The sequence below is a fragment of the Aquimarina sp. U1-2 genome (assembly GCF_017897595.1).
Classification (GTDB): Bacteria; Bacteroidota; Bacteroidia; order Flavobacteriales; family Flavobacteriaceae; genus Aquimarina.
Window position 1 is genome coordinate 88,345 of the sequence record NZ_JAGKIK010000001.1, and the last position, 25,811, is coordinate 114,155.

General features: G+C 34.4%; 24 protein-coding genes. 9 read left to right on the plus strand and 15 right to left on the minus strand.

Features of this window, described 5'->3' with window-relative positions; translation table 11 throughout:
• The first annotated feature begins 7 nt into the window (after positions 1–7).
• Positions 8–1,099, plus strand: coding sequence for a serine hydrolase (locus J8281_RS00365; RefSeq protein ID WP_210195604.1), 1,092 nt, complete (start codon positions 8–10; stop codon positions 1,097–1,099).
• A 41-nt stretch (positions 1,100–1,140) separates the two neighbouring features.
• On the opposite strand, the gene J8281_RS00370 is transcribed toward J8281_RS00365, so the two are convergent.
• Genes J8281_RS00370 through J8281_RS00380 form a run of 3 tightly spaced genes read right to left on the minus strand, consistent with a single transcriptional unit; the run spans position 1,141 to position 5,127 of the window.
• Complete coding sequence (locus J8281_RS00370) at positions 1,141–3,684, minus strand: TonB-dependent receptor domain-containing protein (RefSeq protein WP_210195605.1); 2,544 nt, start codon at positions 3,682–3,684, stop codon at positions 1,141–1,143.
• A complete protein-coding gene (locus J8281_RS00375) occupies positions 3,641–4,558 on the minus strand; it encodes a FecR family protein (RefSeq protein ID WP_210195606.1) in 918 nt (305 codons plus the stop codon). The genes J8281_RS00370 and J8281_RS00375 overlap by 44 nt, the downstream gene beginning before the upstream one ends.
• Positions 4,559–4,608: 50 nt before the next feature.
• Positions 4,609–5,127: an RNA polymerase sigma factor gene (locus J8281_RS00380; protein ID WP_210195607.1), complete on the minus strand. Its 519-nt coding sequence runs from the start codon at positions 5,125–5,127 to the stop codon at positions 4,609–4,611.
• Between the two features lie 100 nt (positions 5,128–5,227).
• Between J8281_RS00380 and J8281_RS00385 the strand changes: the two genes are divergently transcribed.
• The gene (locus J8281_RS00385) at positions 5,228–6,010 is read left to right on the plus strand and encodes a hypothetical protein (RefSeq protein ID WP_210195608.1); all 783 of its coding nucleotides are present in this window, start codon (positions 5,228–5,230) and stop codon (positions 6,008–6,010) included.
• A 909-nt stretch (positions 6,011–6,919) separates the two neighbouring features.
• Here J8281_RS00385 and J8281_RS00390 read toward each other — a convergent pair.
• The 7 genes from J8281_RS00390 to J8281_RS00420 form a co-directional block, all read right to left on the minus strand.
• Positions 6,920–8,521, minus strand: coding sequence for a carboxypeptidase-like regulatory domain-containing protein (locus tag J8281_RS00390; protein WP_210195609.1), 1,602 nt, complete (start codon positions 8,519–8,521; stop codon positions 6,920–6,922).
• Between the two features lie 184 nt (positions 8,522–8,705).
• Positions 8,706–9,659 (minus strand): signal recognition particle-docking protein FtsY, encoded by a 954-nt coding sequence (ftsY, locus tag J8281_RS00395; RefSeq protein ID WP_210195610.1) that lies wholly within the window; start codon positions 9,657–9,659, stop codon positions 8,706–8,708.
• 131 nt (positions 9,660–9,790) lie between these two features.
• Positions 9,791–9,943: a DUF4295 domain-containing protein gene (locus tag J8281_RS00400; protein ID WP_101449883.1), complete on the minus strand. Its 153-nt coding sequence runs from the start codon at positions 9,941–9,943 to the stop codon at positions 9,791–9,793.
• A gap of 7 nt (positions 9,944–9,950) precedes the next feature.
• Positions 9,951–10,133 carry a 50S ribosomal protein L33 gene (gene rpmG / locus J8281_RS00405; RefSeq protein ID WP_103070742.1) on the minus strand — a complete coding sequence of 61 codons (183 nt, stop codon included), beginning with the start codon at positions 10,131–10,133 and terminating at the stop codon, positions 9,951–9,953.
• A gap of 25 nt (positions 10,134–10,158) precedes the next feature.
• Entirely contained in the window at positions 10,159–10,398 is a 240-nt protein-coding gene (rpmB, locus tag J8281_RS00410) for a 50S ribosomal protein L28 (protein ID WP_210195611.1), read from the minus strand.
• Between the two features lie 248 nt (positions 10,399–10,646).
• Positions 10,647–11,888 carry a competence/damage-inducible protein A gene (locus tag J8281_RS00415; RefSeq protein ID WP_210195612.1) on the minus strand — a complete coding sequence of 414 codons (1,242 nt, stop codon included), beginning with the start codon at positions 11,886–11,888 and terminating at the stop codon, positions 10,647–10,649.
• A complete protein-coding gene (locus J8281_RS00420) occupies positions 11,885–12,229 on the minus strand; it encodes an Hpt domain-containing protein (protein WP_210195613.1) in 345 nt (114 codons plus the stop codon). The genes J8281_RS00415 and J8281_RS00420 overlap by 4 nt, the downstream gene beginning before the upstream one ends.
• Before the next feature lie 463 nt (positions 12,230–12,692).
• Here J8281_RS00420 and J8281_RS00425 point away from each other — a divergent pair, with 463 nt between their 5' ends.
• Together J8281_RS00425 and J8281_RS00430 are read left to right on the plus strand one after the other, a co-directional pair.
• Positions 12,693–15,056: a TonB-dependent receptor gene (locus J8281_RS00425; protein WP_210195614.1), complete on the plus strand. Its 2,364-nt coding sequence runs from the start codon at positions 12,693–12,695 to the stop codon at positions 15,054–15,056.
• Between the two features lie 2 nt (positions 15,057–15,058).
• Positions 15,059–15,529 (plus strand): thioredoxin fold domain-containing protein, encoded by a 471-nt coding sequence (locus J8281_RS00430; protein ID WP_210195615.1) that lies wholly within the window; start codon positions 15,059–15,061, stop codon positions 15,527–15,529.
• A gap of 18 nt (positions 15,530–15,547) precedes the next feature.
• Here J8281_RS00430 and J8281_RS00435 read toward each other — a convergent pair whose 3' ends face one another.
• The 3 genes from J8281_RS00435 to J8281_RS00445 all read right to left on the minus strand — a co-directional run bounded on the left by J8281_RS00435 (position 15,548) and on the right by J8281_RS00445 (position 17,987).
• A complete protein-coding gene (locus J8281_RS00435; protein WP_210195616.1) occupies positions 15,548–16,159 on the minus strand; it encodes a fumarylacetoacetate hydrolase family protein in 612 nt (203 codons plus the stop codon).
• A gap of 283 nt (positions 16,160–16,442) precedes the next feature.
• A complete protein-coding gene (locus J8281_RS00440; RefSeq protein WP_210195617.1) occupies positions 16,443–17,219 on the minus strand; it encodes a 3'-5' exonuclease in 777 nt (258 codons plus the stop codon).
• 81 nt (positions 17,220–17,300) lie between these two features.
• Complete coding sequence (locus J8281_RS00445) at positions 17,301–17,987, minus strand: metal-dependent transcriptional regulator (protein WP_210195618.1); 687 nt, start codon at positions 17,985–17,987, stop codon at positions 17,301–17,303.
• 125 nt (positions 17,988–18,112) lie between these two features.
• On the opposite strand from J8281_RS00445, the gene J8281_RS00450 reads away from it, so the two are divergent.
• The 5 genes from J8281_RS00450 (at position 18,113) to J8281_RS00470 (ending at position 22,819) form a co-directional block, all read left to right on the plus strand.
• Positions 18,113–19,027, plus strand: a complete 915-nt coding sequence (locus tag J8281_RS00450; RefSeq protein ID WP_371812572.1) for a metal ABC transporter solute-binding protein, Zn/Mn family — start codon at positions 18,113–18,115, stop codon at positions 19,025–19,027.
• Between the two features lie 166 nt (positions 19,028–19,193).
• Complete coding sequence (locus J8281_RS00455) at positions 19,194–19,937, plus strand: metal ABC transporter ATP-binding protein (RefSeq protein WP_210195620.1); 744 nt, start codon at positions 19,194–19,196, stop codon at positions 19,935–19,937.
• A gap of 119 nt (positions 19,938–20,056) precedes the next feature.
• Positions 20,057–20,437, plus strand: coding sequence for a four helix bundle protein (locus J8281_RS00460; protein WP_210195621.1), 381 nt, complete (start codon positions 20,057–20,059; stop codon positions 20,435–20,437).
• 98 nt (positions 20,438–20,535) lie between these two features.
• A complete protein-coding gene (locus tag J8281_RS00465) occupies positions 20,536–21,666 on the plus strand; it encodes a metal ABC transporter permease (RefSeq protein WP_210195622.1) in 1,131 nt (376 codons plus the stop codon).
• The gene (locus tag J8281_RS00470) at positions 21,659–22,819 is read left to right on the plus strand and encodes a metal ABC transporter permease (protein ID WP_210195623.1); all 1,161 of its coding nucleotides are present in this window, start codon (positions 21,659–21,661) and stop codon (positions 22,817–22,819) included. The genes J8281_RS00465 and J8281_RS00470 overlap by 8 nt, the downstream gene beginning before the upstream one ends.
• Positions 22,820–23,294: 475 nt before the next feature.
• On the opposite strand, the gene J8281_RS00475 is transcribed toward J8281_RS00470, so the two are convergent.
• Both J8281_RS00475 and recR read right to left on the minus strand, forming a co-directional pair.
• Positions 23,295–24,650, minus strand: a complete 1,356-nt coding sequence (locus J8281_RS00475; RefSeq protein ID WP_210195624.1) for a dihydrolipoamide acetyltransferase family protein — start codon at positions 24,648–24,650, stop codon at positions 23,295–23,297.
• Positions 24,651–24,904: 254 nt separating this feature from the next.
• A complete protein-coding gene (gene recR / locus J8281_RS00480) occupies positions 24,905–25,525 on the minus strand; it encodes a recombination mediator RecR (RefSeq protein WP_210195625.1) in 621 nt (206 codons plus the stop codon).
• Between the last annotated feature and the right edge of the window lie 286 nt (positions 25,526–25,811).

A 25,811-nucleotide genomic window follows, 5' to 3' on the forward strand; every position in this document is an offset into this window, starting at 1 on the left:
CTTACCTATGATCAAATACATACTTGTACTGGTTATCCCTATTTGTTGTTTTCTATCCTGTTCTAATGAAGAATCAGAGATTAAAGAGCAATTACCTCTAGATCCCTCAATAATATACTTCCCTCCTATTGATGCTGATTCGTGGGAATCCTTATCCATTGAAGATGTAAATTGGAATAAAAATGCAACCGAAGCACTATATACGTTTCTTAAGGAAAAGGACACCAAAGCATTTATAGTGCTGAAAAACGGAAGAATTATTATTGAAGAATATTTTAATGGTGTTACTGCAACAGATCGTAATTTGTGGTACTCTGCCGGAAAAACCTTGACATCGTTTATGGTGGGACTAGCACAGCAAGATAACTTTTTAGATATTAAAAATCCTTCTTCAACTTATTTGGGTACAGGATGGTCTCTACTTACCTCAGACCAGGAACGTGCCATTCGCGTACAAAATCACTTAATGATGAATACTGGGTTGGATTATGATGTTTCAAATTCTAATTGTACAAATAAAGAGTGTTTAACCTACCGAAACCCACCCGGGGATTTTTGGTATTATCACAATGCTCCTTATACCCTTTTAACTTCTATCATAACAAATGCAACTCAGCAAGATTTCGAAACCTATTTTAACGTTACCTTAAAAAACAAAATAGGGATGGAGGGCAATTGGTTATCGTTAGGGTTTTCAAATATTTACAATAGTACTGCAAGAAGTATGGCTCGTTTTGGCCTTTTGATATTAAATAAAGGAACATGGGATACTACTACGATCTTATCTGATCAAAAGTATTTTAATGATATGGTATCTACATCCCAAAACTTAAATGCATCTTATGGGTATTTATGGTGGCTTAACGGAAAAGACAGTTTTAGGGTTCCAACATCAGCAGAAGAATTTGGAGGTAAATTAATTCCTAATGCCCCTAACGATCTTATTGCTGCATTGGGTAAAAACGATCAAAAACTGTACGTGGTTCCCAGTCAAAATTTAGTAATTGTAAGAATGGGAAATGATACGGGGGATTCGTCCTTAGGACCTTCTGGTTTTGACAATGACCTATGGCAAAAAATCAACGCAGTGATCGACTAGCAGAATTTAGCAACAAAAGAAGTATTCACCTGGACAAGTTGTTAAAAAGAAACTCTAAATGTGGCGTTAGGTGTAAACCCTAAAGCATATTCTATTTCTTCACGAGGTATTGTATTCGTTTGATTTCTGTAATTAGCGTTGATACTATTTTGATGATTGGTAAGATTCCAGATAGACAGGCCTGTATGCGCAGCAACTACATCACTTATTTTGAAGTTGTAAGTCGCAGATAGATCTACTCTAAAGTATGGATCGAGTCTATTACTGTTTGCAGTTTCAAAATTGACTCGGTTATCTACAACAGCATTCATACCATCTGGTCGTGTGGTAGGCAATCCAGAGTTCCAATTAACTCCGGCAGATACTTTAATAGCATCAAACGAATACGATGCTCCTAGAGTAAGGGCATGTGCAATCTCTACATTGTTAGGAAATTCTTGATCCTCAAGCTCTAAAAAAGTATAGCGATTATCTACAAAAGAGTAGCTGATCCAGCTACTCAGATTTTTAGATCTCTTATTTAATAAAACATCTAGTCCGGCAACATTATAATCACCTATTGCTCTTCTAAACTCGTATTGATTTTGAAAACCCTGGCTACGAGCTGTAATACCTTCTACTTTTTTTAAATATCCTTCTGCATTAATTAGCCAGCCTGACCGATTGTATTGGATACCGGCAGAGAATTGCCTTCCTCTAATGACAGGAATATCATCTTCGTTTGCTAAAATCCATCTACGATTTTCTATGCCTAAAAAATCATTTTGAAAATTAATAATTTGCGAAGTATTTTGGTGTTTAAACTCGGCTAGAACTTCTACGTTAAAGTCAGTTCCTATTTTTTGATGTAACGTGAACCTAGGTTCGATTGTATGAGAATTAAACTTTTCATTATAATTATATCGTAATCCTGCATTTATAACTGTTGATTTTTGCCAGGTATAGTGCAATTGAGAAAATAAACTGTGGGTTAAAATCACGCGATCTCTTTTTTCTCTGAAAACAGGAAGATCAACATCATTCAAATTAGATACTCCGGTTTCTATAAGCTGATACCCATTGAGTAATGTCACATTATTAGTCATATCAAAATACCCTTTGAGTTTAATACCTGTTTCAGAAACTTTGTTTTCTTGTAAAAACCGCTGTTGCTGCTGTAGATTCGAATTAACAGACCTTAATTTATAATCTGTATTATACACTTGTATTACAGACCGTAATTTAGAATTCCAGATTCTTTGATACCAAACACCTCCTGCAATACTGCTTTGAACCAAACTACTTTGTCGCGATTGCCGAGTATTATTTATGGTAGCATTTTCAGTAAAAATTAATTCGTTACTCATGCCTAAGAAATTCAAGCGAAACTTATCTTTGTCTGAAATGGCATAATTCCATCTCAGGTTCAGATCATAAAAATCGAATTGTATATCAGAAGTGAGTTCTCTTTGATCTTCTATTTCACTATCTTGAGAAATCCTGTCGAAATATGCTGCATACGTGGGGGTTTTTACAAGATCGCTTATTGATTTTCGTGCAGTGACCTGCACAGACGAACGCCCTAAAGGCACATCTACAAAAGCATCTGCGTTGATCATATTAACTCCTGCACTCGTTTGCAATTGTTTGTTTACCTGCGTATCTGTATTTGTAATGATGGTTCCAGAAATACCATCGGTATACTCTGGACTGGTACCATTCTTTATTAATTTTGCATTTTGCGTGGTCAACGGATTGATGGCAGAGATCAACCCAAAAAAATGACCAGATTGGTACATTCTAATGCCATCCCAAAGGATTAAATTTTGATCGTGCGTCCCTCCTCTTATATTGATATTTGAAACTGTTTCATCTGCACTTTGTACTCCCGGAAAAGCCTGGATCGTTTGTAAAATATCGGTCTCAATTAACCCAGGAAGTATCCCGAAATTATCATAATTAATTTCAAAACTGCCGTCTGCCGATTTTCCGATACCTTTGGTAATGTAATTACTTATGATGACCTCTTCTAACATTTCTGTTTTCGCTTCCATAAGAATAACAAAACATTCTCCGGCCTTAAACGAATTTGCCAGACGATACTGTGTTTTATATCCTAAATGCCCTATAAGTATGGTTGCCGTAGTAGTGTTTACCTGTAGAGAAAATGCACCTGTTTTATCAGTTGTAATAGCGTTCTTTTTCGATTGAATGGTGGCTCCTACAAGTGGCTGTCGAGTTTTACGGTCTTTAAGTATTCCACAAATACGTATTGATGTTTCTTTTTTGTTTATAGAAATAAAATTATTTGCGAGTTTGTAAAACACCAAATTTGTTTGTTGTTCTAAGTACTTAAGAACGTCATCGAGCGGCATGTTTTGTGGAGGAGGAGCAACTATAATATCTGCTATGGTATCATCGGCATAGGTAAACTGAGATTGAAAACGACTTTGAAGTTTGGTAATTACTTGTTCTAGGGGAATTTTATTTTCAGTAATCTGACCTATCCCCTTCGACGCAATACATACACAAAGTAACCATATAAAATTAGCTGTTAACCAATTATGGTTGATTTTTTTGAAGTGTAATCGTATTCCCTGAGTCAATGCTATAGTTAAGATCGAGAGGCAAAGTGATAGACTTTAACCCTTCTTCTAAATTTGTATGTACAAAACCTCCAGTAAATATACGTGAAGTATCGATATCTTTAAAGGAAAAAGTTACGTTATATTGCCTTTCAAACTCATTTAACACTTGATATAAAGGCACACTTTTAAAACTGCTTCTATTAGTGATCCAATTGGGTTGTTGGTGTTCATTACCTTCAGAGAACACAACCTCCTGATTTACAAATTTAAAGACAGCGCCTGGGGGTATATTTTTGGTTTGTCCATTTAAATGCACCTGTACTAACCCTTCGAAACACTGTACTTCAAAATATCCTTTACGGCTATTCACATTAAACTGCGTTCCCAGAACACTTACCTTGCCGATATCGGTAATAACATCGAAGTTAAAACCTTTATTCACTTTAAAAAAGGCTTCTCCCGCAAGGGTTACTTCGCGTTTATTTTTCCAGTTCTTTTCGTTAAATTCTAATTCAGATACCGAGTTTAAAACAACTCTAGAAGCATCTGGAAGTGTAATAACCCTCTTTTCTCCAATATGTGTTTCAAATGTTGTAGCGGTATTTAAGAAGAAGAAAGCTCCGATACCAAACAAAATGACTATCATCGCTGCTAGTCGTAACAAAGTGCTGTATCTAAGTTGCTTTTTGGAAACAGATGTCTTGTTGCGAAGGGCATTGCTATAAAAAGTAGTAAAATCAGGTATTTCTGAATGTTTTGAACAAGAAAATTGTTTTGCACCATTAACAATTCTACTATGCAAATTATAATCCTTTGACTGCCGAAAAGCTATTTGCTCTTCCTCAGTCAAATCATCAGACAACCATTTTTTTATTAAGTTTTCTTGGTTCATTATTTGTACTTCCTATATATAAAACAACTAAGTCCTCTATTTTCCTTTTTTTATTTAAAATTTTCAATTTCTTCTTTTAATTTTCTATACGCAGTATAAATTCTATTTTCTACCGCTTTTTTGGTCACTCCTAACATTTCGGCAATTTCGACGTGTTTTTTTCCTTCAGCTTTATTTAATAAAAATGCCACTCTCTGGTCTTCTGTTAACTTACTTAATGCATGCTGATATTTTTGAAAAAATTCTTTTTCTTCTAAAATGAATTCAGGAGATTCATTTGTATAATTCTTAGGCTTTATTTCTTTAAAGCGCAACACGACCTTTTGATGTTTAATTTCATTAAGCATCATATTTTTCGCTACACTAAATAAAAAACCTTTTGCCTTGGATGGAGTAACCTTTTTACAATTATCTAATAATTTGATAAACGCCTCTTGCATTTTATCGTCGGGATTGCAAGATTCACCAAATTTGTAATATAAAAAATTGTACAAATCTTTGGCGTAGGTAGTATAGATTTTAGAAAATATTGCTTCTTTACAGACGTCGTTTTCTAATTCTTGTGGCATTTTGCATCATTTCGAAGGTTTAAAATTAAAAAAAACTAAAATATAAAAGGAGTTTTATTAGGTAAGTTGTTATTATATTACAGTCAAAGTGCAAATATATATGATCAACTATTCGAAAATCATTCCTGGTATTGTGGTTTTTTACGTTTTTATCACCGCATTATTAGTATCCTGTAGAAGCGAATCTGATGAGTTGATTGTAGCTCCAGAAAATGAATCCCTTCTTAAAAACTCTAAGGTTGCTAATTTAATACTTAGAACATTAACCAATGATGGATCGTTAGATGATCATATCGATGATACAGATTGTTTTACCGTAAAACTTCCTTTTACAATTGTAGTTAATGGTCAGGAAATCGAATTTTTTTCATCTCAAGATATAAGTGCATATAAAGATGTTGTTAGCGATAAGGATGAAATTATTTTTAATTTTCCGATTTCCCTGATATCCAATGATTTTTCTGAAATAACGGTTTCTAATACACTTCAATTTGAGGATGTAATACAAAACTGCAATACTGATAAGCATAAAGACGATACTCATAATGATGACACGATAAGGTGTATTGATTTTCAATATCCTTTTTCGGCATCTGTTTTTGATCTGGAAAGCGAGTTAATAGCAACAGTTTCTTTTACCAACGATTTTGAATTATATCAATTTATAAATGATTTGAAAGATACAGATATTGCTACTATCAATTTCCCCGTTCGAATGATTCTTTCTCAAAATTTTGAAATTGAAATTGATAATCTTGATACCATAGAACAAGTAATCCTGGATGCTATTCAGGAAGATTGTGACGACGATGATGATGATGATGACGACGACGACAATGATGATGACGACGACGATGATGACGACGACGACGATGATGATTAGCTATAAATAAATTACGATATAGACAACTACGTTTTTTGAATTTTTTAAGTCTTTAGAATAATATGAGACATACACTAAAAACTATAGTAAGCTTACTCTTTGTAACTGTTATCGTTTGCTTTATTACGACTGTTAAAAGCTACAAGAATCAGCTATTAAAAAACACTACAGACACTGTAGAAAAAAATACGAAAGATCTGAAACCCGATCTTGAAAAAGAAGATAGCATAGGTTTATTACTCTATAAGACAAGAATTTTTTAAAAAACAATATAAAACAACCCAGTTAGTATTTATATACCACAGTGGTTCAAAATCATTTCATGAATTCTAAATATATGATTAACGAAACGATAAAAAGTACAGCTATTAATAGAACGAATCCAAAATTTACACAAAAAATCTCAAGGTACAAAATATTGATTAGTGGCGCTTTCTTGGTTATTTATTGCATATTTATGACTTTTTTGATTTTCTTGCTGCATCAGTAGTAATCTTCTAACCAATCCTCTATTTTTGGCACCTTTCTAAATTAACATGGGAATTATATTTTGTAAAGGTTACAGATATATAGAGATAAAAGCCTTCATATTTTGAAGGTTTTTTTGGTTTTAGAGTGATTTATCAGGCATTGTTTCTTCTAGTATTAAAACAACCGCAAGTTTTAGTATTACCCCCCTCTGTATCTCCCCTAAAGGGAAGACTTTCTTCTATTTTCCTTCAAAGACGATAGCACAATGTTACTGGCTAAATTATGTGTAGCAAGGGATGGATGCTTTTTTACCTAAAACGTTTAGAAGAACTAAATGGATTACTCTAATTATAATATTTACGATCAATGATATTCATAACAAAAGATTAAGAATTGAAGCAAACAACAAAATCAGGCAAGATGTCGTATAGGTTGTTGTTATTTAACAACTTCATTTCCTTTTAAAGGGGTATTTATCCAATATTTATGTTGCTCATCAAAAGAATTTATATGAGACTTTGATAAGGGTAAGTATTTATCCATAAATACCCCTTCACTAAGTATCTTTTTTTCAGGAAAAACTTCTTGAACAAACAATTCTCTATATTGATATAGCACAAACTTCGGAATTCTATTGAGTAATTTTCCGTCGGTATCTTTTACGTTTTTAATCTGTACATCAATAGCTTCTGAAAGATTTCTAAACTTAAAATCTGGCATAGAAAGTAATTGCTTTTTATCAACAAATAGTCGTAAACGATCTTTCAAAACAGAAATATCATCTATAATTACATTTTCTTCCTTTTCACCGTATACAATCTTAAATTTTTTATGCACCGGATGGATAGATTTTTCATCCAACTCATTATTAAAATGAATATCAAAAAACATTGCCCTAGGGTCAAAACTTATTTCTTTTATTTTAAAATAATGGTCGCTGCTAGCTTTAAATTCATTATTAAATGTTATGTAGTTTAAGTACATTTTATTATTGACCGGTACATACTCTATAGTAACCTCATACATTGGGGCTTTCTTATTAACGCTATATAATCCATATTGAAGTCTATGTATTGAATACGTATCTTTGGCGACGAAAATTGTTCCTTTAGCAAAATGATCCTTGCCAGAAACCGAAGCATTACTAACAAAACTGATCTCGTAAATCGGAGTATCATTGAGATAGGTCACTCCTTGCAAATTAAAAGAATGATTTTTGGTAAAATCTTTGCTAAACACATCAGCAAATGAAAAGGACTGCCTGCTACGGTTTCGAATAGAGTTAATTACATTAAGCACATTAAACTCATTCCCTCCAAACGGTGGAATAAAAACCCTATTTAGGTATTTTTTCTTGTTATTATCATAAGGTATCGCTAAACGTTGATCCCGAACAAAAGTTTCATTTTGATTATAGCTGTATACTAATGCCTGATTTGATTCATTCTCGAAATAATCAGTATTAAATCCTGCATCAAAAACTTCGACTATACTTTCGTTTAAGTTAATGTAGTTAGCGTTTTTTTGATGTTGTTTTTTAATTCGTGCGTAAGAATCACCTATAGGCTGTTGATAATCGCGATAATACCCGATATAAGAATAAGGTAGCTTAGGATAATTTATCGGTATATTTTTTATAGCTCGGGACACAATTAGTCTTGCAGGCAGTTTTCGGTCGCTCTTCTTCTTTTTGACAGTTAGCGATACTGTTTCTAGATGTTGAACATGAGGTTTTAAGTGTATGATATTAATTTCACCTCGTTGTAGTTCATCAATTTTAACTGCTTTTGTTTCATAACCGATCGCAGATAATACAATACTATTAGAGAGTTCTAGATCACAAGGGAGCCTAAATTGACCGTCTTGATCTGCTATTACTCCTTGGTTTGTTCCAGAAAGTTTAACGGTAGCATAATAAACAGGAAAACCAGAGGCTACATTAACGACCCTACTTAACAACTCGCAATTGTATTCTTGCGCATTAAGCATTGATGAAGATAGAAAAACAAACAGCAATCTATGTATCTTTTTTTTTAACATAAAAACAGGAATTACTTTTCTTATTCTTGAAGTTGCCTAAGAAAATTTATATAGTAGTTAACACTTTTTTGATTTGCCGGGCATATGAAAAGAGTGTAAGCTAGTTTTCTAAACAAAAAGTAATAAAAAAAGATGTTTTGGTCGTATCAAAACATCTTTTTAACTGTTTTATAACGTAACGTTTCTATTTAAAAAACGAGTCAACAAATTCGTATTTATTAAATACCTGAAGATCTTCTATCCCTTCACCAACTCCTATATATTTTACGGGAATTTGAAACTGATCGCTTATCCCTATAACGACTCCTCCTTTAGCGGTTCCATCTAATTTTGTGACTGCCAAAGATGTTACTTCTGTCGCAGCTGTAAACTGTTTGGCCTGTTCAAAAGCATTTTGTCCCGTAGAACCATCAAGTACTAACAATACATCATGAGGTGCATCTCCAATAACCTTTTGCATTACACGTTTTACCTTGGTGAGTTCGTTCATTAAATTCACTTTATTATGTAATCTCCCGGCAGTATCTATGATGATCACATCTGCATCTTGTTTCACACCAGATCCAAGAGTATCAAAGGCTACCGAAGCGGGATCACTACCCATAGCCTGCTTTACAATTGGAATATCTACGCGATCTGCCCACACTTGTAATTGATCTATAGCCGCCGCCCTAAACGTATCTGCTGCTCCCAAAACTACCTTCAAACCTTTCTTTTTGAATTGGTAGGCCAATTTTCCTATTGTAGTTGTTTTTCCTACACCGTTAACACCCACCACCATGAGTACATACGGCTTTTTTTCTTGGGGTAAGTCAAAGTCTGTAGCTTCGCCAGTATTGGTTTCAGAAAGTAGCCCTGCAATTTCTTCTCTCAGAATTTGATTTAATTCGTCGGTTCCAAGATATTTATCTTTAGATACTCTTTGTTCTATTCTTTCGATGATTTTGATGGTAGTGTTTACACCAACATCGCTAGTAACTAAGACCTCTTCAAGTTGATCTAAAACATCATCATCTACCTTGGATTTACCGGCTACAGCCTTACTCAATTTCGAAAAGAAGGTAGTTTTCGATTTTTCTAACCCTTTGTCGAGTGTTTCTTTTTTTTCTGAAGAAAATATATTCTTAAAAAGTCCCATCTTTGTTTATGCTATTGTACGTAGTAAAATCCCGTGAATTTATGTTATGAACTGGTTTAGCATTTAAATATAAAAAGAAAGAGCCATTTCAATAGTATTGAAATGGCTTAATTTTCTAATATTTTTTAAGCTTACTTTTTCTTCAAGAAGTCATTTACGGCTTCTGGAGCCATAATAGACTCAACAAAAGTATATGCTCCTGTCTTTGGAGATTTCACCATTTTAATGGCTTTCGTTAATCTCTTAGATCCTGTTTGTAACGATGCTACTGATTTTTTTGCCATTTCCTTATTATTTTATTTCTTTATGAACAGTCATCTTCTTAAGGATAGGATTAAATTTCTTCAATTCTATTCTATCAGGAGTATTCTTTTTATTTTTCGTTGTTATATATCTTGAAGTACCTGGCTTACCTGTAGCTTTATGCTCTGTACATTCTAAGATCACCTGTACTCTATTACCTTTCTTTGCCATTGTCTTAAGTATTTAAAAAAAGAGATTATTTTGTTAAAAAACCTTTAGCTCTTGCTTCTTTTAAAACAGCAGAGATTCCGTTCTTATTTATATTCTTTAACGCAGATGTTGATACTTTAAGTGTGATCCAACGATCTTCTTCTGGAATGTAAAAACGCTTTTTAATTAAATTCGCATTAAATTTACGCTTTGTTTTATTCATTGCATGAGAAACATTATTTCCCACCATTGCTTTTTTACCTGTAAGCTCGCAAACTCTTGACATCTCTTCTTGATTTTGGTATTATTTCAAAACAGGGTGCAAATTAACGAATTATTTACCGAACCACCAATACTAGTTGAGTATTTTTTTTGCAACTGACAAAGATTTTTTTAGCAATACCTTTTAGAGAAAACCTTGTAGAAATCTAACCATTGTTTTTTTCAATTTGTAAGATAATACGGCATCAAATTACTTGCTTAAACTTAAACCCACTTATGCATTACAGCATTACTGCCATTTTTAAAAACGGACTATATCAATTCTTTCAGCAAAAGCTCAAACGCCTTATTTACAGCTTTTCCAATAGTTCTTTCTCTTAAATTACTAAACACATACTTTTTTGAAAAAACTTTTTCAGGAGTAGCAATAGCTATAAATACAGTTCCAACTTCTACATCTCCATCTCCTTTTGTTGGCCCGGCATTACCAGTTGTGCCGATTGCATAATCAGAATCGAATTTTTCTCGAACTTTTGTAGCCATTGCTTCAGCAATTTCTGCGCTGGTAACAGAATACCTTTCTATATGTTTAGGATCAATCCCTAGTATATCGATTTTTGAAGCCGTAGCATAGGTAACAGCACCTCCTTTAAAAAAGGAAGAAGCTCCTGCATTTGTAGTAAATAACTGCGCTATTCTACCTCCTGTACAACTTTCTGCTACAGCTAATGTTTTGTTTTCCTTGGTTAAAAGATTTCCTATTCTCGTTTCAATGGTTTCTTCTTCTTCAAAACCCACAATAATATCACCGATACGTTTATGAAGCTCTTCTAAACAGCTCTTTAGTTTGCTTTCTAACAGTGTTTTATCTTTTCCCCTTGCCGATAAACGCAATCGTACTCTTCCTAAACTAGGCAAGTATGCTAGTTTAATATAAGTAGGCAGATCATCTTCCCATGTTTCAATTCTTTCGGCTATAGCGCTTTCACCCAACCCATAAGTAAGTACTGTTTTATGAATGATAAAAGGCCTATCAAATCTTTTTTGTAATCTTGGTAATACTTCATTTTCGACCAGGTTTTTCATTTCGTAAGGCACGCCTGGCATAGCCACAAAAATTTGATTCTTATCTTCGATCCACATCCCAGGTGCGGTTCCGTATTGATTCATTAAGACCTCTGATCTACTTGGCACAAAGGCCTGTTGTCGATTCATGTCTGAGATGGGTGTAGCTATATATTTGGCAAATAGTTCTTCGATATGCTTAAGTACAGTATCATTGCGAACTAAAGTATCGTTAAAATATGCACAAAGCGTATGCTTGGTTATATCATCTTTGGTTGGACCAAGCCCCCCTGTAATAATAATAATATCAGCTCTTTTTCTGGCTTCATCAAGAGCGTTACGTATATGTTGCCGCTCATCACTTATCGAAGTAATTTGATATACCTCAACACCAATTTTATTCAATTTTTTAGCAATAAAAGCAGAATTAGAATCTATAATTTGTCCAATCAGAATTTCGTCACCTATTGTAATTATCTCCGCATTCATGATGAAGCAAAATCTGCTTTCAAATTCTCGATAGCGTTATTGACCGTCGTAACAATATCATCTAAAACCGGTTTTATTTGCTCTTTAGCCTTATTAGTTTTAGACCAGGCTTCTATTTGTTTGATTTGAGATAAAAGATCAATGTCAAATAATTGCAGATTCGGCTTCATTTTATGAGCGTATTGATAAGCCATTTGTGGATTATCCGAATCTACGGCCTGAACCATGCTATCCAGATCGGGTGGTATTTCTTCTAGAAAAGTTTGTACCAATACAGCCGTAAATTCATCATCACCGCCTGATAATTCGTTTACATTTTTTAAACTATATCCTTTACTCATGTATTTTATTTTTTGTTGAAAAGTTGTCGTTACTCAAAAACCATTTCAGGTAATGTATGATATCTATCCATTTTGGTTGATGTGTAAATATAATATCTCCTTCCTACAAACTAAAATATTTATCAATTATTCTGTAGTCAAATGCAATTTGCATAGATAAACATCAGTATTATAGTATTAACCCGTTCTTATATCCTAAAAATAATGTGCTTCGACATAATTGTAATACATAAACGCTCTCTAGCATAAAACCGTCTGTACTTCAGAAATTAAAAAAAGGCTTTTGTCTCAGATTTTGACTCTAAAAGTCTTGAATTTGCAACTCAAGACTTACTACAAAGCCTAATGACCATTATGTACTAAATGTTCTAAAAACTATTTTTATAATATGTTAAATAATTTGTTAGTCTAAACTAACTTTATAAATTTGCCGAACCTAATAAATTAGTGTAATCAATACAGTATGAAACTATTCTTCTGCTTTTTGGCTTTACTTAAATTTTCTTTAATACTCGGTCAAACCGGTAATTTAAAGGGATATATAAACACTGGAAAAGCTACGTTACCCTATGCTGATGTAGCACTATCAAGCGCTACTTTTAATACCTATGCATCTAGTGATCAAAATGGTGTTTTTGCGTTGAATAATATTCCTTTTGGAGATTACCTTTTACGCATAAGCGCTTTAGGTCATCAAACACTAGAAAAAAAGCTTTCGGTTACTTCTAACGATACAATCATAAAGGAATTTATACTTAACGAAGATCGATTAAATTTGGATCAGGTAGTTGTAAGTGCTACTAGAAACCGTGTCAACAGAAAAAAAGCTCCCGTAGTGGTTAATGTATTAAGCCCTAAACTACTAGAAGCCACTCAATCTATATCGATATCTGAAGGTCTTACGTACTCTCCAGGAGTACGGGTAGAAAATAATTGTCAAAATTGCGGATTTACTCAAGTAAGACTAAATGGTTTAGACGGCAGCTATACTCAGGTTTTGATAAATAGCAGAGCAGTTTTTAGTGCACTAAACAGTGTTTACGGATTAGAGCAAATACCTACAAACATTGTTGACCGGATCGAAGTAGTAAGAAGTGGCGGTTCTGCTCTCTATGGATCTAATGCAATTGCAGGAACTATTAATATTATCACCAAAGACCCGATTTTAAACACTTGGGAGGTAGGAAGTTATTTTGGGCTTATCGATGGCGATACTCCAGATCGCTCTCTACATTTTAATGCATCTCTTGTAAGTGATGATTTACTATCTGGAATCACAGTGTTCGGGTTAAACAGAGATCGCGAAGAGTTTGATGCCAACGATGATGGTTTTACAGAATTAACAACACTTCAAAATACCACTTTTGGTTTAAAAACATTTTTTAAACCAAGTGATAGAAGTAAAATTTCTCTAGATGTTACTACCATAAAAGAATATCGTCGAGGAGGGGATCGTCTTGATCTAGCTCCACATTTTACTGATATTACAGAAGAATTAGACCATGATACGTTCTTGGGAGGTGTTACTTATGAAGCTGAAAACAAAAAAGGAACCAACAACTTTTCCATCTACACCTCTGGTCAATATACTGACAGGAATAGTTATTACGGAGGATTAGGAGGCGCTAGATCACGGCAAGACAGCATTTTGGCGCTAAATGCTTATGGAACAACCAAAGATTTAGCTTTGCTTACCGGAGTTCAATTTACTCAAAACCTCAAAAATAACGATATCATCACCATAGGTACAGAATACAATATTAGCGATACCGAAGATATTATTACTGGATATAATCGACGTATTGATCAGGAAGTGCATACAATTGGTTCTTATCTACAATATGAATGGAAACCTAGTGACAACTTCACCGCACTTATAGGTACACGCCTAGATCACGTAAATGTTGATGGCGATTATACTATTGGGGGTATTTTACGCGACGTATCTATAGAACAAACCGTACTTAGTCCGCGTGTAACGATAGCTTATACTATTCTTAAATCTTTAAAATTCAGAGCGGGTTATGCGCGTGGTTTTAGAGCGCCTCAAGCTTTTAATGAGGATTTACATATTTCTTCGGTTGGAGGGGAACCTCAGTTTGTAATTTTATCAGAAGACCTAGATACCGAGTTTTCTGATGCGTATACTGCTTCGCTGAATTATACGAAGAATATGAATAAAGTTCAGACAGATTTCTTGTTAGAAGGATTCTACACAGACCTGAAAGACCCTTTTACTTTAGTAAGTACAGGTGCAGTTCTTGAAAATGGTTCTATTCTCGAAGAAGTACGAAATGGATCGGGTGCAAAAGTATTTGGTACCAATTTTGAAATTGGTATTTCTCCATCAAAAGAATGGCAGTTTCAGCTAGGTGGTACTATTCAAAAAGCCGTGTATGATGAAGATCAAGTACTCTTTGAAACCGATGGTACCATAACTGGCGAAGAAGACGTGGTTGTAGATGAATTTGTAAGAAACCCGAATACGTATGGATATATAAATGCATCATGGATCCCTGGGAAACATTTTAATATGGATCTCACAGGAACGTATACTGGAAACATGATAGTACCCAGAGTTGTAAGTGAATCAGGATTTTTAAATCTTGTAGATACTGATCCTTTTTTGGATATAAATGTAAAACTTGAATATCATACAGATATCTCAGAAAATTTTCAAATCACTTTTAGCGGAGGGGTTAAAAATATATTTAACAGTTATCAAGATGATTTTGACATAGGACCACTTCGTGATTCTGATTATATTTACGGTCCAGGAGCGCCAAGAACATTTTTTATAGGAATTAAATTTGGTAAACTCGATTAGCAATGAAATACTTAAAGGTTGTATTATTTCTACATTTAGCTATTAGTATAGAAATCTTGGCTCAAAAAAGCGCTACTATTAACTGGCTAAGTTTTGAACAGCTAGAGAATGCGCTTGCAATACAACCAAAAAAAGTAATGATTAACTTTTATGCTGATTGGTGCGCGTATTGTAAAAAAATGGATCGTGTGGTGTATACAAAACCAGAAATTATTGAGAAAATTAACACCGCATATTACGCCGTTAAAATGAATGTAGAACGTAAAGATTCTATCTCTTTTGATGGAACTATTTTTACTAATAAAGGTTATTTAACTTCACGAAACTCAATTCATGAACTTCCTATCTTATTAGCTTCTAGAGAGGGGTATCCATTCTCACTACCTGCAATTATTTTTCTGGATGAAAACTTCAAAGTAAGAAAACGCTATTTTGAATATATGAGTCCTAAGAAACTACTATCTACGTTATAGTAAGTTACGTTATGAATTCTATTTCACTTTTATCGAAAACATTTTTCTTTCACCAATAAAACCAGTCAGAGTATCATTAGTAGCTACAGGCCCTACTCCTGCCGGTGTACCTGTAAAAATAATATCCCCTATTTTTAATGTAAAATATTGGGATACATACGCTATAAGTTCATCAATCTTCCAAAGCATTAATTTGGTATTACCTTGTTGCGCTATTTCTTCGTTTTTTTCTAACCGAAAATCGATATCATTAACGTCTGAAAATTCTTCTTTAGCGATCCATTCTCCAATAACTGCAGCTCCATCAAAAGCTTTGGCTTTTTCCCACGATAGTCCTTTTGCTTTTAGCTGATTTTGAATGTCCCTAGCCGTAAAATCGATTCCCAAACCTATTTCGTCATAATATTTATGAGCAAACTTTTGATCAATATACTTTCCTATTTTCTTAATTTTTACCAGAATCTCTACTTCGTAATGTACATTATTTGAAAAATCAGGAATAAAAAATGGCTGTTTTTTAAGTAAAATAGACGTGTCGGGTTTCATAAAAATTACAGGATCCGTTGGTTTCTCATTTTCCAACTCTTTTATGTGATCTGTATAATTTCGCCCTATGCAAATAATTTTCATACGTTTTACTATTTTTAATTGTTTGAAAACGAAATAATAAAAAATTGAGAACATATGTAGCCACTACGCTCTCACACTAAAAATTTAATGAATATCTGTAATCAATCATATCACGCTGTCTCCTCGAGCGCAGTCGAGAGGTTAGTAAATCCAACGATCTTAAAATCAGGTCTCTACTGCGCTAGACCAGACGCCAAAGTTAACTTTATGATGTATAGCGGATATTCAAAAAAACTTAATTACTATTCGTTTCATAATAATTGGTAATTATAGAAACTATATACTAGTTTAAACTATTATTTAACTTTCTTAGTCGTACCGCGGTAAGCACTTTTTTGGTATACAACGGAAAATCGGCGTTTTGAATCCATCCAAAATAGCCTGGCTCCTCCTCCATTACACGTTCGACAGATTTGCCTTTATGTTTCCCAAAAGAAAAAACTTCCTTACCATCATCATCATAGGCAATAAAGCCTGCAAAATCTGCAAATTGTTTTCTTGAACTAAACTCGGCAAGAAATTTAGAATCGTTCTCTAATTCTGGATAGGTATCAAGTTGTGCTTTTAATACTTCATAGGTAGCCATGGTATCTGCTTCGGCAGAATGTGCATTATCTAAATCTTTATCACAATAAAACTTGTAAGCGGCAGACAACGTTCTTTTTTCCATTTTATGGTAAATCGTTTGCACATCGATGGCTACTCTACTCTTCATTTCAAAATCAAGTCCGGCTCTTAACAATTCTTCAGCCAGTAACGGAATATCAAATCGATTAGAATTAAATCCACCAAGGTCACACCCTTTAATCATATCGTTAACCTGGCTCGCTAATTGTCTAAATGTTGGCTCGTTAGCCACTTTGGCATTATCTATACCGTGTACGGCAGTTGTTTCTGGTGGGATGGGCATTTCAGGATTTACCAGCCAGGTTTTGCTTTCCTGAGTGCCGTTAGGAAATATCTTAAGTATAGAAATTTCTACAATTCGATCTTTAGAAATGTTAACCCCGGTAGTTTCAAGATCAAAAAAACATATCGGTTTTTTTAAATTAAGCTCCATAAATTGATTGTGTGATACTCAAAGATAACAGCTATTCTTTAACATTCTTGTAGCCAATCTCTATTTTAACATTTACCAAAACTATATGACCTTCTTAACGAATACATTATCAGCAAACTTTTTGGTTACCGTTTCTATTGTGCCATCAAACTGAATGCGTATAGATTTATCAAATTCGCGAATTTCAAGGATTTTAATTTTACTGCTTAATGCCAATCCAATTTCAGATACGAATCTTAAAAAATTAACAGAACCATCGTTAACGGCTATTAATCTACATACATCACCTTCTTCCAGAGATGATAATGTAATTTTAGGGATGACCTTATACTCTCCTTTAGCATTAGGTATGAGTTCGCCATGGGGATCTTTCTCTGGAAAATCCATAAACCGATCCAATTCGTCAATCAACTTATATGATTTTATATGTTCTAGCTGCTCTGCTACATCATGAACCTCATCCCAGCTAAAATTGAGATAATTATACAGAAAAGTTTCCCAAAGCCTATGTTTTCTAATTAACCGCACGGCTATGGATTGCCCTTCTGCAGTTAATTCCAATTTTCCATATTTCTCACTAACCACATAATGTTTAGCTTTTAATTTCTTAATCATATTATTAGTAGAAGCAGGAGAAACCTTAAGATATTCAGCCAATTGATTATTCCCAACCTTAACTGTATGATCTTCTGCTAATAATTGAAAAAGAGCCTTTAGGTAGTCTTCTTCACTTTTTGTTAAATTATTCAAATTTGATTTGTTAGTCATAACTAACTTTTTTAGTTTTGCTGTAATACTAAAACAAAAATACTAAACCTAATAGAATTAGTAAACATCTGATTGTGATCTAGAACAGCCTAGATATAATGTGTTGCTTATTTTAAAAGAAGATGATTAAAAAACTTTCAATATTTCTGCTACTCACCTTTACTTTTTTTTCTTGTAAGAAAGAAGTAAAAAACGAAAATCAAAAACTTAATGTAGTAACTACGACATCAATGATCACAGACTTGGTTCAAAACATTGGTGGTGATATGATTGAATTGAAAGGACTAATGGGTAGTGGTGTTGATCCCCATCTTTATAAAGCAAGCGAAGGTGATGTAGATAAACTAATCAATGCAGATATCATTTTTTATAACGGATTACATCTTGAAGGTAAATTGGTAGAAGTGTTTGAAAAGATGAAAAGTCAAGGCATAAAAACTATTCCTCTTGGCGAAAGTTTGGAAAAAAGTTTATTAATAAGTTCTGATTATTTTGCATCTAACTATGATCCTCACATCTGGTTCAGTATAAAAAACTGGAAAATTGTAACTAAATCAGTACTTAAAGAGCTTTCGATTATAGATCCAAAACATGCTGAAGTTTTTAAAAAAAATGGGGAAGCATATTTGTCAAAACTGAATGATCTGGAAGCAAAATTGAAAAAAATCATCTCGACCCTGCCCAAAGAAAAACGAATTTTGGTTACCGCCCATGATGCTTTTAGTTACTTTGGCAAAGCATACGATTTTAACGTAGTCGGACTTCAAGGGTTATCTACGACCACAGAAGCCGGAGTGCAAGATGTTCAGAAATTAGCTAATTTTATTATTGAAAAAGAGGTAAAAGCTATTTTTATAGAAAGCTCTGTACCCAAAAGAACTATAGAAGCATTACAAGCCGCAGTACAATCAAGAGATCACCAAGTTATCATAGGCGGAACCTTATATTCTGATGCCCTGGGCAATCCAGGAACCGAAGAAGGCACCTACATTGGCATGTTTGCATATAATGTAAATACGATAATTAATGCTTTGCGATAGAGTTTTAAGTGATTAGTAACTGGGAGTTAGAAGACAGGAGCCAGTTGTCAGATGTCAGGAGTGAAGTATCTAACAATCTAAAAATCTAATAATCCAGAAATCTAATAATCTAACGATCAACTATAAACGATCAACTCAAAAACCAGATACCTGAAACCATCAACAAATGACTAGTAAAGAAAAAATTGCGGTTCAAATAGACGACCTTACCGTAGCCTATAATTACAAACCTGTATTATGGGATATCGACCTTGCTATTCCTGAAGGTGTGCTTATGGCCATTGTAGGACCTAACGGAGCAGGAAAGTCAACCTTGATCAAGTCAATTTTGGATATCATAAAACCTATTGCCGGGAGCATTCAAATTTATGGAAAAGCATATAAAACACAACGATCATTAGTTGCCTATGTACCCCAAAAAGGAAGTGTAGATTGGGATTTCCCCACTACCGCACTCGATGTAGTGATGATGGGCACCTATGGTAGCCTGGGATGGATCAAAAGACCAGGACAAAAACAAAAGAAAGCAGCTCTCGAAGCTTTAGAGAAAGTAGGAATGCTGGCATTTAAAAACAGGCAAATTAGTCAACTTTCGGGTGGCCAACAACAGCGAATATTCTTAGCAAGAGCCTTAGTTCAAAATGCTTCTATCTATTTTATGGACGAACCTTTTCAAGGCGTTGATGCTACTACCGAAAAAGCAATTATAAATATCTTAAAAGAACTCCGTAAGGCTGGAAAAACAGTAATAGTAGTGCATCATGACCTACAAACTGTACCCGAATATTTTGATTGGGTAACTTTCTTAAATGTGAAGAAGATTGCTACTGGACCAGTAAAGGATATTTTCAACGATGATAATTTGACTAAAACTTATGGTATTAATTATAAAGTAGCGGTGAGTCAGTGAGTCAGGTTTTAGTAGTTAGGTAGTAGGGTTTAGTAGTTAGGTAGTAGGTTTTGGGTTAGGAACTAATTTGTGATTATAGTGATTTGAAAAATAATTGTATAGTATAAGCAAGCAATAAAATGGACAACGTAAAATTTAGTTTTGAAGATTTAATAGTATATCAAAAATCCTTAGATTTTGTTGATATTGTCTATGATATTTGCGAAAAGTTTCCTAAAAGGGAACAATACGTTTTATCTTCTCAATATATCAGAGCGGCTAATTCTATTGCTCTAAATATTGCTGAAGGTGCAGGTGCATCAGATGCGCAATTCAACAGATATCTTCAAATTGCCTTAAATTCATCTCGAGAATGCGTGGTTTGTACGACTATTGCCCATAGAAGAAATTATATTTCCGAAGAAAAAAACAAAAAAATAAGAATACAATTAGCTGAACTATCAAAAATGATTACCAGTCTTCAAAAAAGAATAAAAAACAGACTAAAACTTAAAACCTAACTACTATTCGCTAAAACCTACCACCCTACTACCTAACTACTAAAACCTAACCACTAAAGACTAACGACTAAAACCCATCACCTAACGACTAATTATAAATGAATCCACAAGAATACATAGAACTCGTATTTACCGATTATACGCTACGCACCATTACTATTGGCACAGCTGTTTTAGGTGCTATATGTGGTATGTTAGGAAGTTTTGCGGTGCTTCGTAAGCAAAGCTTGTTGGGAGACGCTATCTCTCATGCTGCCTTGCCTGGTATTGCCATTGCCTTTCTCATCATCAAAACCAAAAATAGTTCTGCTTTTCTATTGGGAGCCTTAATTAGTGGCCTAATCGGAACTTTCTGGATTCGAGGAATTATAAAAAAAACACACCTCAAATCAGACACGGCTTTAGGACTCATACTTTCTTTATTTTTTGGGTTTGGAATGTTGTTATTAACCTATATTCAAAAAATGCCGAATGCAAATCAAGCCGGCCTTGAGAGTTACCTTTTTGGACAAGCAGCAACATTGCTCGAAAGTGATGTTTGGCTTATGGTAATCGTGACCGGGATTAGCCTTATCGTACTACTACTCTTCTGGAAAGAACTAAAACTATTACTTTTTGACCCTGATTACACAAAAACGCTCGGGTTTAATACTAAATTTCTGGACATTTTAATCACATCATTTATCGTTGTGGCGATTGTATTAGGGTTACAAACTGTAGGCGTAGTACTTATGAGTGCTATGCTTTTGGCACCTGCAGCAGCTGCAAGACAATGGACCAACAATTTGGCGGTTATGGTGATCTTGGCAGCAATCTTCGGAGCTTTTTCTGGTATTTTAGGAACCGCAATTAGTGCCAGTCAAAACAATCTGTCAACAGGACCAGTCATAGTATTGGTTGCAGCTGTTTTCGTAGTATTCTCATTTCTCTTTTCTCCGGGTCGTGGTTTATTATTTCGAGAAATTCGTTTCAGAAAAAACAGAAATGATCTTCAATTACATAAAACGCTGTCTTTTATGTACAACATTGCCAAAACACACGAAGATATTTCACACCCCCATGCCATAAGAATTTTGAACAATTTCCAGGGGTTCACCCGTAAATCCCTTCAAAAGCTAGAGGATAAAGACTTTGTAAAGATACAAGGAACGATGTGGTCGATGACTACAAAGGGATATCATGCCGCAGCAAACTTATATAATCAATTACTAAAACAGGAAGATGAGTAGTGCTCAAATAGAAATACAATTAATTGCCAGCCTGGTTGCAATTGCCTGTGCTATACCAGGTACATTCTTGGTCTTACGTAAAATGGCCTTGATTACAGATGCGATTAGTCATTCTATTCTACCTGGTATAGTTATTGGTTTTTTTATAACGCATGATTTATCTTCTCCGTTACTAATTGTTATGGCTGCCGCTAGCGGAGTTCTTACGGTAATACTGGTAGAATTTATACAAAAAACAGGATTGGTAAAAGAAGATACTGCCATTGGTTTGGTTTTTCCGGTGTTGTTTAGCATCGGTATTATATTGATCTCAAAAAATGCGAATGATGTGCATCTAGATGTAGATGCCGTACTGTTAGGTGAATTGGCTTTTGCTCCTTTTGATCGTTTATTTATTAAAGATATAGATCTTGGACCCAAATCGCTTTGGGTCATTGGTACTATTTTAATCATAACCGTTGGACTGTTGTTTACTTTTTTTAAAGAGTTAAAAGTAAGTACTTTCGACGCTGGTTTAGCTTCTGCCCTGGGGCTGTCTCCTATGGTTATGCATTATGGTTTAATGACAGTTTCTTCTGTAACTACCGTAGGAGCCTTTGATGCTGTAGGCGCTATTTTGGTAATTGCCCTAATGATTGCCCCGGCAGCAACAGCATACTTATTAACCAATGACCTTAAAAAAATGCTGGTGCTGGCCATTACTTTTGGAGTTGGAAGTGCTATACTTGGGTATTGGATGGCTCACGCATTAGATGCTTCAATTTCGGGATCGATGACTACTGTTTTAGGACTGCTTTTTTTATTAGTATATCTTTTTGCACCAGAGAAAGGATTGCTTTCGGTACTGTACCGCCAGAGACAACAACGTATTGAAGTGTCTTTGCTAACCTTCTTACTTCATTTGGCTAATCATGAAGAAAAAGAAGAGCGCCACGTACAGCACCTAAATGAGCATATTAATTGGCAAAAAGTACAGGCAACGTCTGTTTTAAATCTGGCGCTTAAAAATAATATGATTACTATTGATAACAACATTGTTTCACTAACCGATAAAGGACAGCACTTTACCAAAGAAGCGATTGATTATATTATAACTAACAAAAATTCTGAAATTGAGCATATGAAAGATCGTTTCTTTTTGTTTAGAGGGTAATTTTAGGTTTCGGGTTTTTGGATTGATCGTTGATCGTTGATGGTCGATCCTGAATTCAGAATTCAGAATTCAGAATTTAGAATTACTAACTGGTTTCAGGTTTCGCTTTTTTAAGTTGATCGTTGATCGTTTATAGTTGATCGTTAGATTATTGGCTGCTTTAGAAAGAAAGGCAAAATGTATACGATTTGTCTTTTTCTCATAGTTTTAAAAAGTTAACAACAGAATATTAGTAGAATCAATATGGTTTACAGATGATTAAAATTAAAAAACAGAATAGTTTTTACGTACAAAATTTTGCTAATTTATTGATAACATTATACCCGTTCTACTTTAAAATTACTCAAACAAAAGCAGTCATTTGAGTAATCTTAAAATGGAAGCAGTATTAGTAACGTATTAGATGTTGATTTAACTAAAAAAGGGTAAATCCTATTGATTCACCCTCGCTTATTAGACTATTCTATATTTATTTTCAAACCTCCCGATTCACATCAAAAGCTTCAAGATATTCTTTTACTCGCTGTACAAATTGACCTCCAAGAGCACCGTTTACTACTCGATGGTCATAAGAATGTGATAAGAACATTTTATAACGAATTCCAATAAAATCACCTTCTGGTGTTTCTATCACTGCCGGTACTTTTCTGATAGCTCCAAGAGCAAGGATGGCTACCTGCGGCTGATTAATAATTGGGGTTCCCATAATACTTCCAAACGTACCCACATTTGTTACCGTATACGTTCCATCCTGGATATCATCTGGTTTCAATTCATTATTACGAGCCCTATTCGCCAAATCATTGACTGCCTTAGTCATGCCTACCAGATTTAATTGATCTGCATTTTTAATTACCGGAACAATAAGATTACCATCTGGTAAGGCTGCTGCCATACCCAAATTAATATTTTTCTTTTTAACAATCGTATCCCCAGAAACAGAGATATTAATCATAGGAAAATCTTTAATAGCTTTAGCAACAGCTTCCATAAAGATGGGTGTAAACGTGAGGTTCTCTCCTTCTCTTTTCATAAAATCTCCTTTCACCTTCTTTCTCCAGTTCCAGATATTGGTGACATCGGCTTCGATAAACGATTGTACATGAGCCGATATTTGTACCGATTCGACCATGTGATGCGCAATGAGTTTACCCATTCTTGTCATCTCGATAATCTCATCTTTACCACTTACAGCGACCGGTGTTGCTTTGGGGGTATCTTGCTTTTTCTGAACATGTTTTTGAGCGGTTTGCGAGGATTCTTTCTTAGTTTCTTCCGTAGATTTCGCAACGTTTCCGTTTTTACGATCTTCTACAAATTGTAAGATATCATTTTTGGTAACCCTGCCTTCTTTTCCGGTTCCCGAAATGGATTCTAACTCCGCTATGGATATTCCTTCGGTTGCCGCAATATTTTTTACCAAAGGCGAATAAAACCTACTGCCTGAAGAAAAATCTGTCGCTGCCGCGGTACTACCTGAAACGGCTTCTGTAGTTTCCAAAACTTGGTTTTCAATAGCTACAGCTTCTTTAGGTTCATTTTCAATTTCAGTTTCGGCTTGCTCCGCATTTGAGTCAGCATTACTTTCTCCATCTGTTTCAATAATGGCTATGGTTTGTCCTACTTGTACTACATCATCTACTTCAAAAAGCTTCTCCAGCAACACTCCTTCTACTTCACTAGGCACTTCGCTATCTACTTTATCTGTAGCAATCTCTACTACTGCATCATCCAACTCAATAGTATCTCCAACTTCTTTTAACCAAGTAGTAATTGTTGCCTCTGCAACACTCTCGCCCATCTTTGGAAGTTTAAGTTCAAATTTTGCCATATTCTTAATTATAAGTGTTTATGAGTTGTAATTTTTGCGAATTTAATTAAAAATAAGCGCAAACGTTAGCTTTTATCTATTAAATTTAATCTAAAAAGGGTTTTACAAATACCCTTTTACTTTTTTTTAGCTATCCTAATCCCAAATAACCTCAGGGCAAGCCCAAAGAGGGTATCTAGTTGAAAACTAATTTTTATCTCGAAGCGAACTTTAAAAGCATTTACATCTTGATTATCAAGTAAAACGCGTTTGATTCACTCACTCTTCAGCGCATTTTCAAAAGGTATTCTATTAAGAATGCTTCGACCCAAGGTAACTTCATCGGCATATTCAAGTTCGTCGTTTACCCCAATACCACGTGCGATGGTAGAAGTTTTTATTTCTTGGTCTTCTAGTTGTTTGTAAATATAAAAATTGGTAGTATCACCTTCCATAGTCGCACTTAACGCAAATATTAATTCTTTTACTTCTCCGGCATTCACTTTGAAAAGTAATGAGGCAATATTTAAATCCTGCGGACCTATACCATCTAACGGACTTATCTTACCCCCCAAAACATGGTATAATCCTCGATACTGACCTGTACTCTCTATCGCCATAACATCCCTAATATCTTCAACCACACAAACGATCTCCTGCAACCTGTTAGGATTACTACAGATATCACAAATATGATCATCGCTTATGCTATGACATTTTTTACAGAATTTTATTTCTTCTCTTAATTGTCCCAACGCTTTAATCAAATGTTCAGTTTGGGAACTAGGCTGTCGCAATAAATGCAACACCAAACGTAATGCTGTACGTTTTCCTATCCCGGGTAGTTGAGACATCTCATAGACCGCGTTTTCCAGTAATTTTGAAGAAAATTCCATAGCGTCACAAATTTAGTATTTTTCATGAAGATCACTTTAAAAATACCCAAGTAATATTTGGAGACAATTAAATACATTTTTCTACTTTTACTGGAAAAGATAGAAAGTTATGTTCGATTCCCTTTCTGAAGAAACGCAACTTATTATAATGATTATTGGAATAGCAATTTTATTTATAGCTGTTTCCTGGAATACGAAACGTAATAAAAACAGATGGTACAATCGTGGTAAGCGTAACTTCAGAAAAAATTACATGGACAAGAAAAAAAATAAAAAATAATACAAG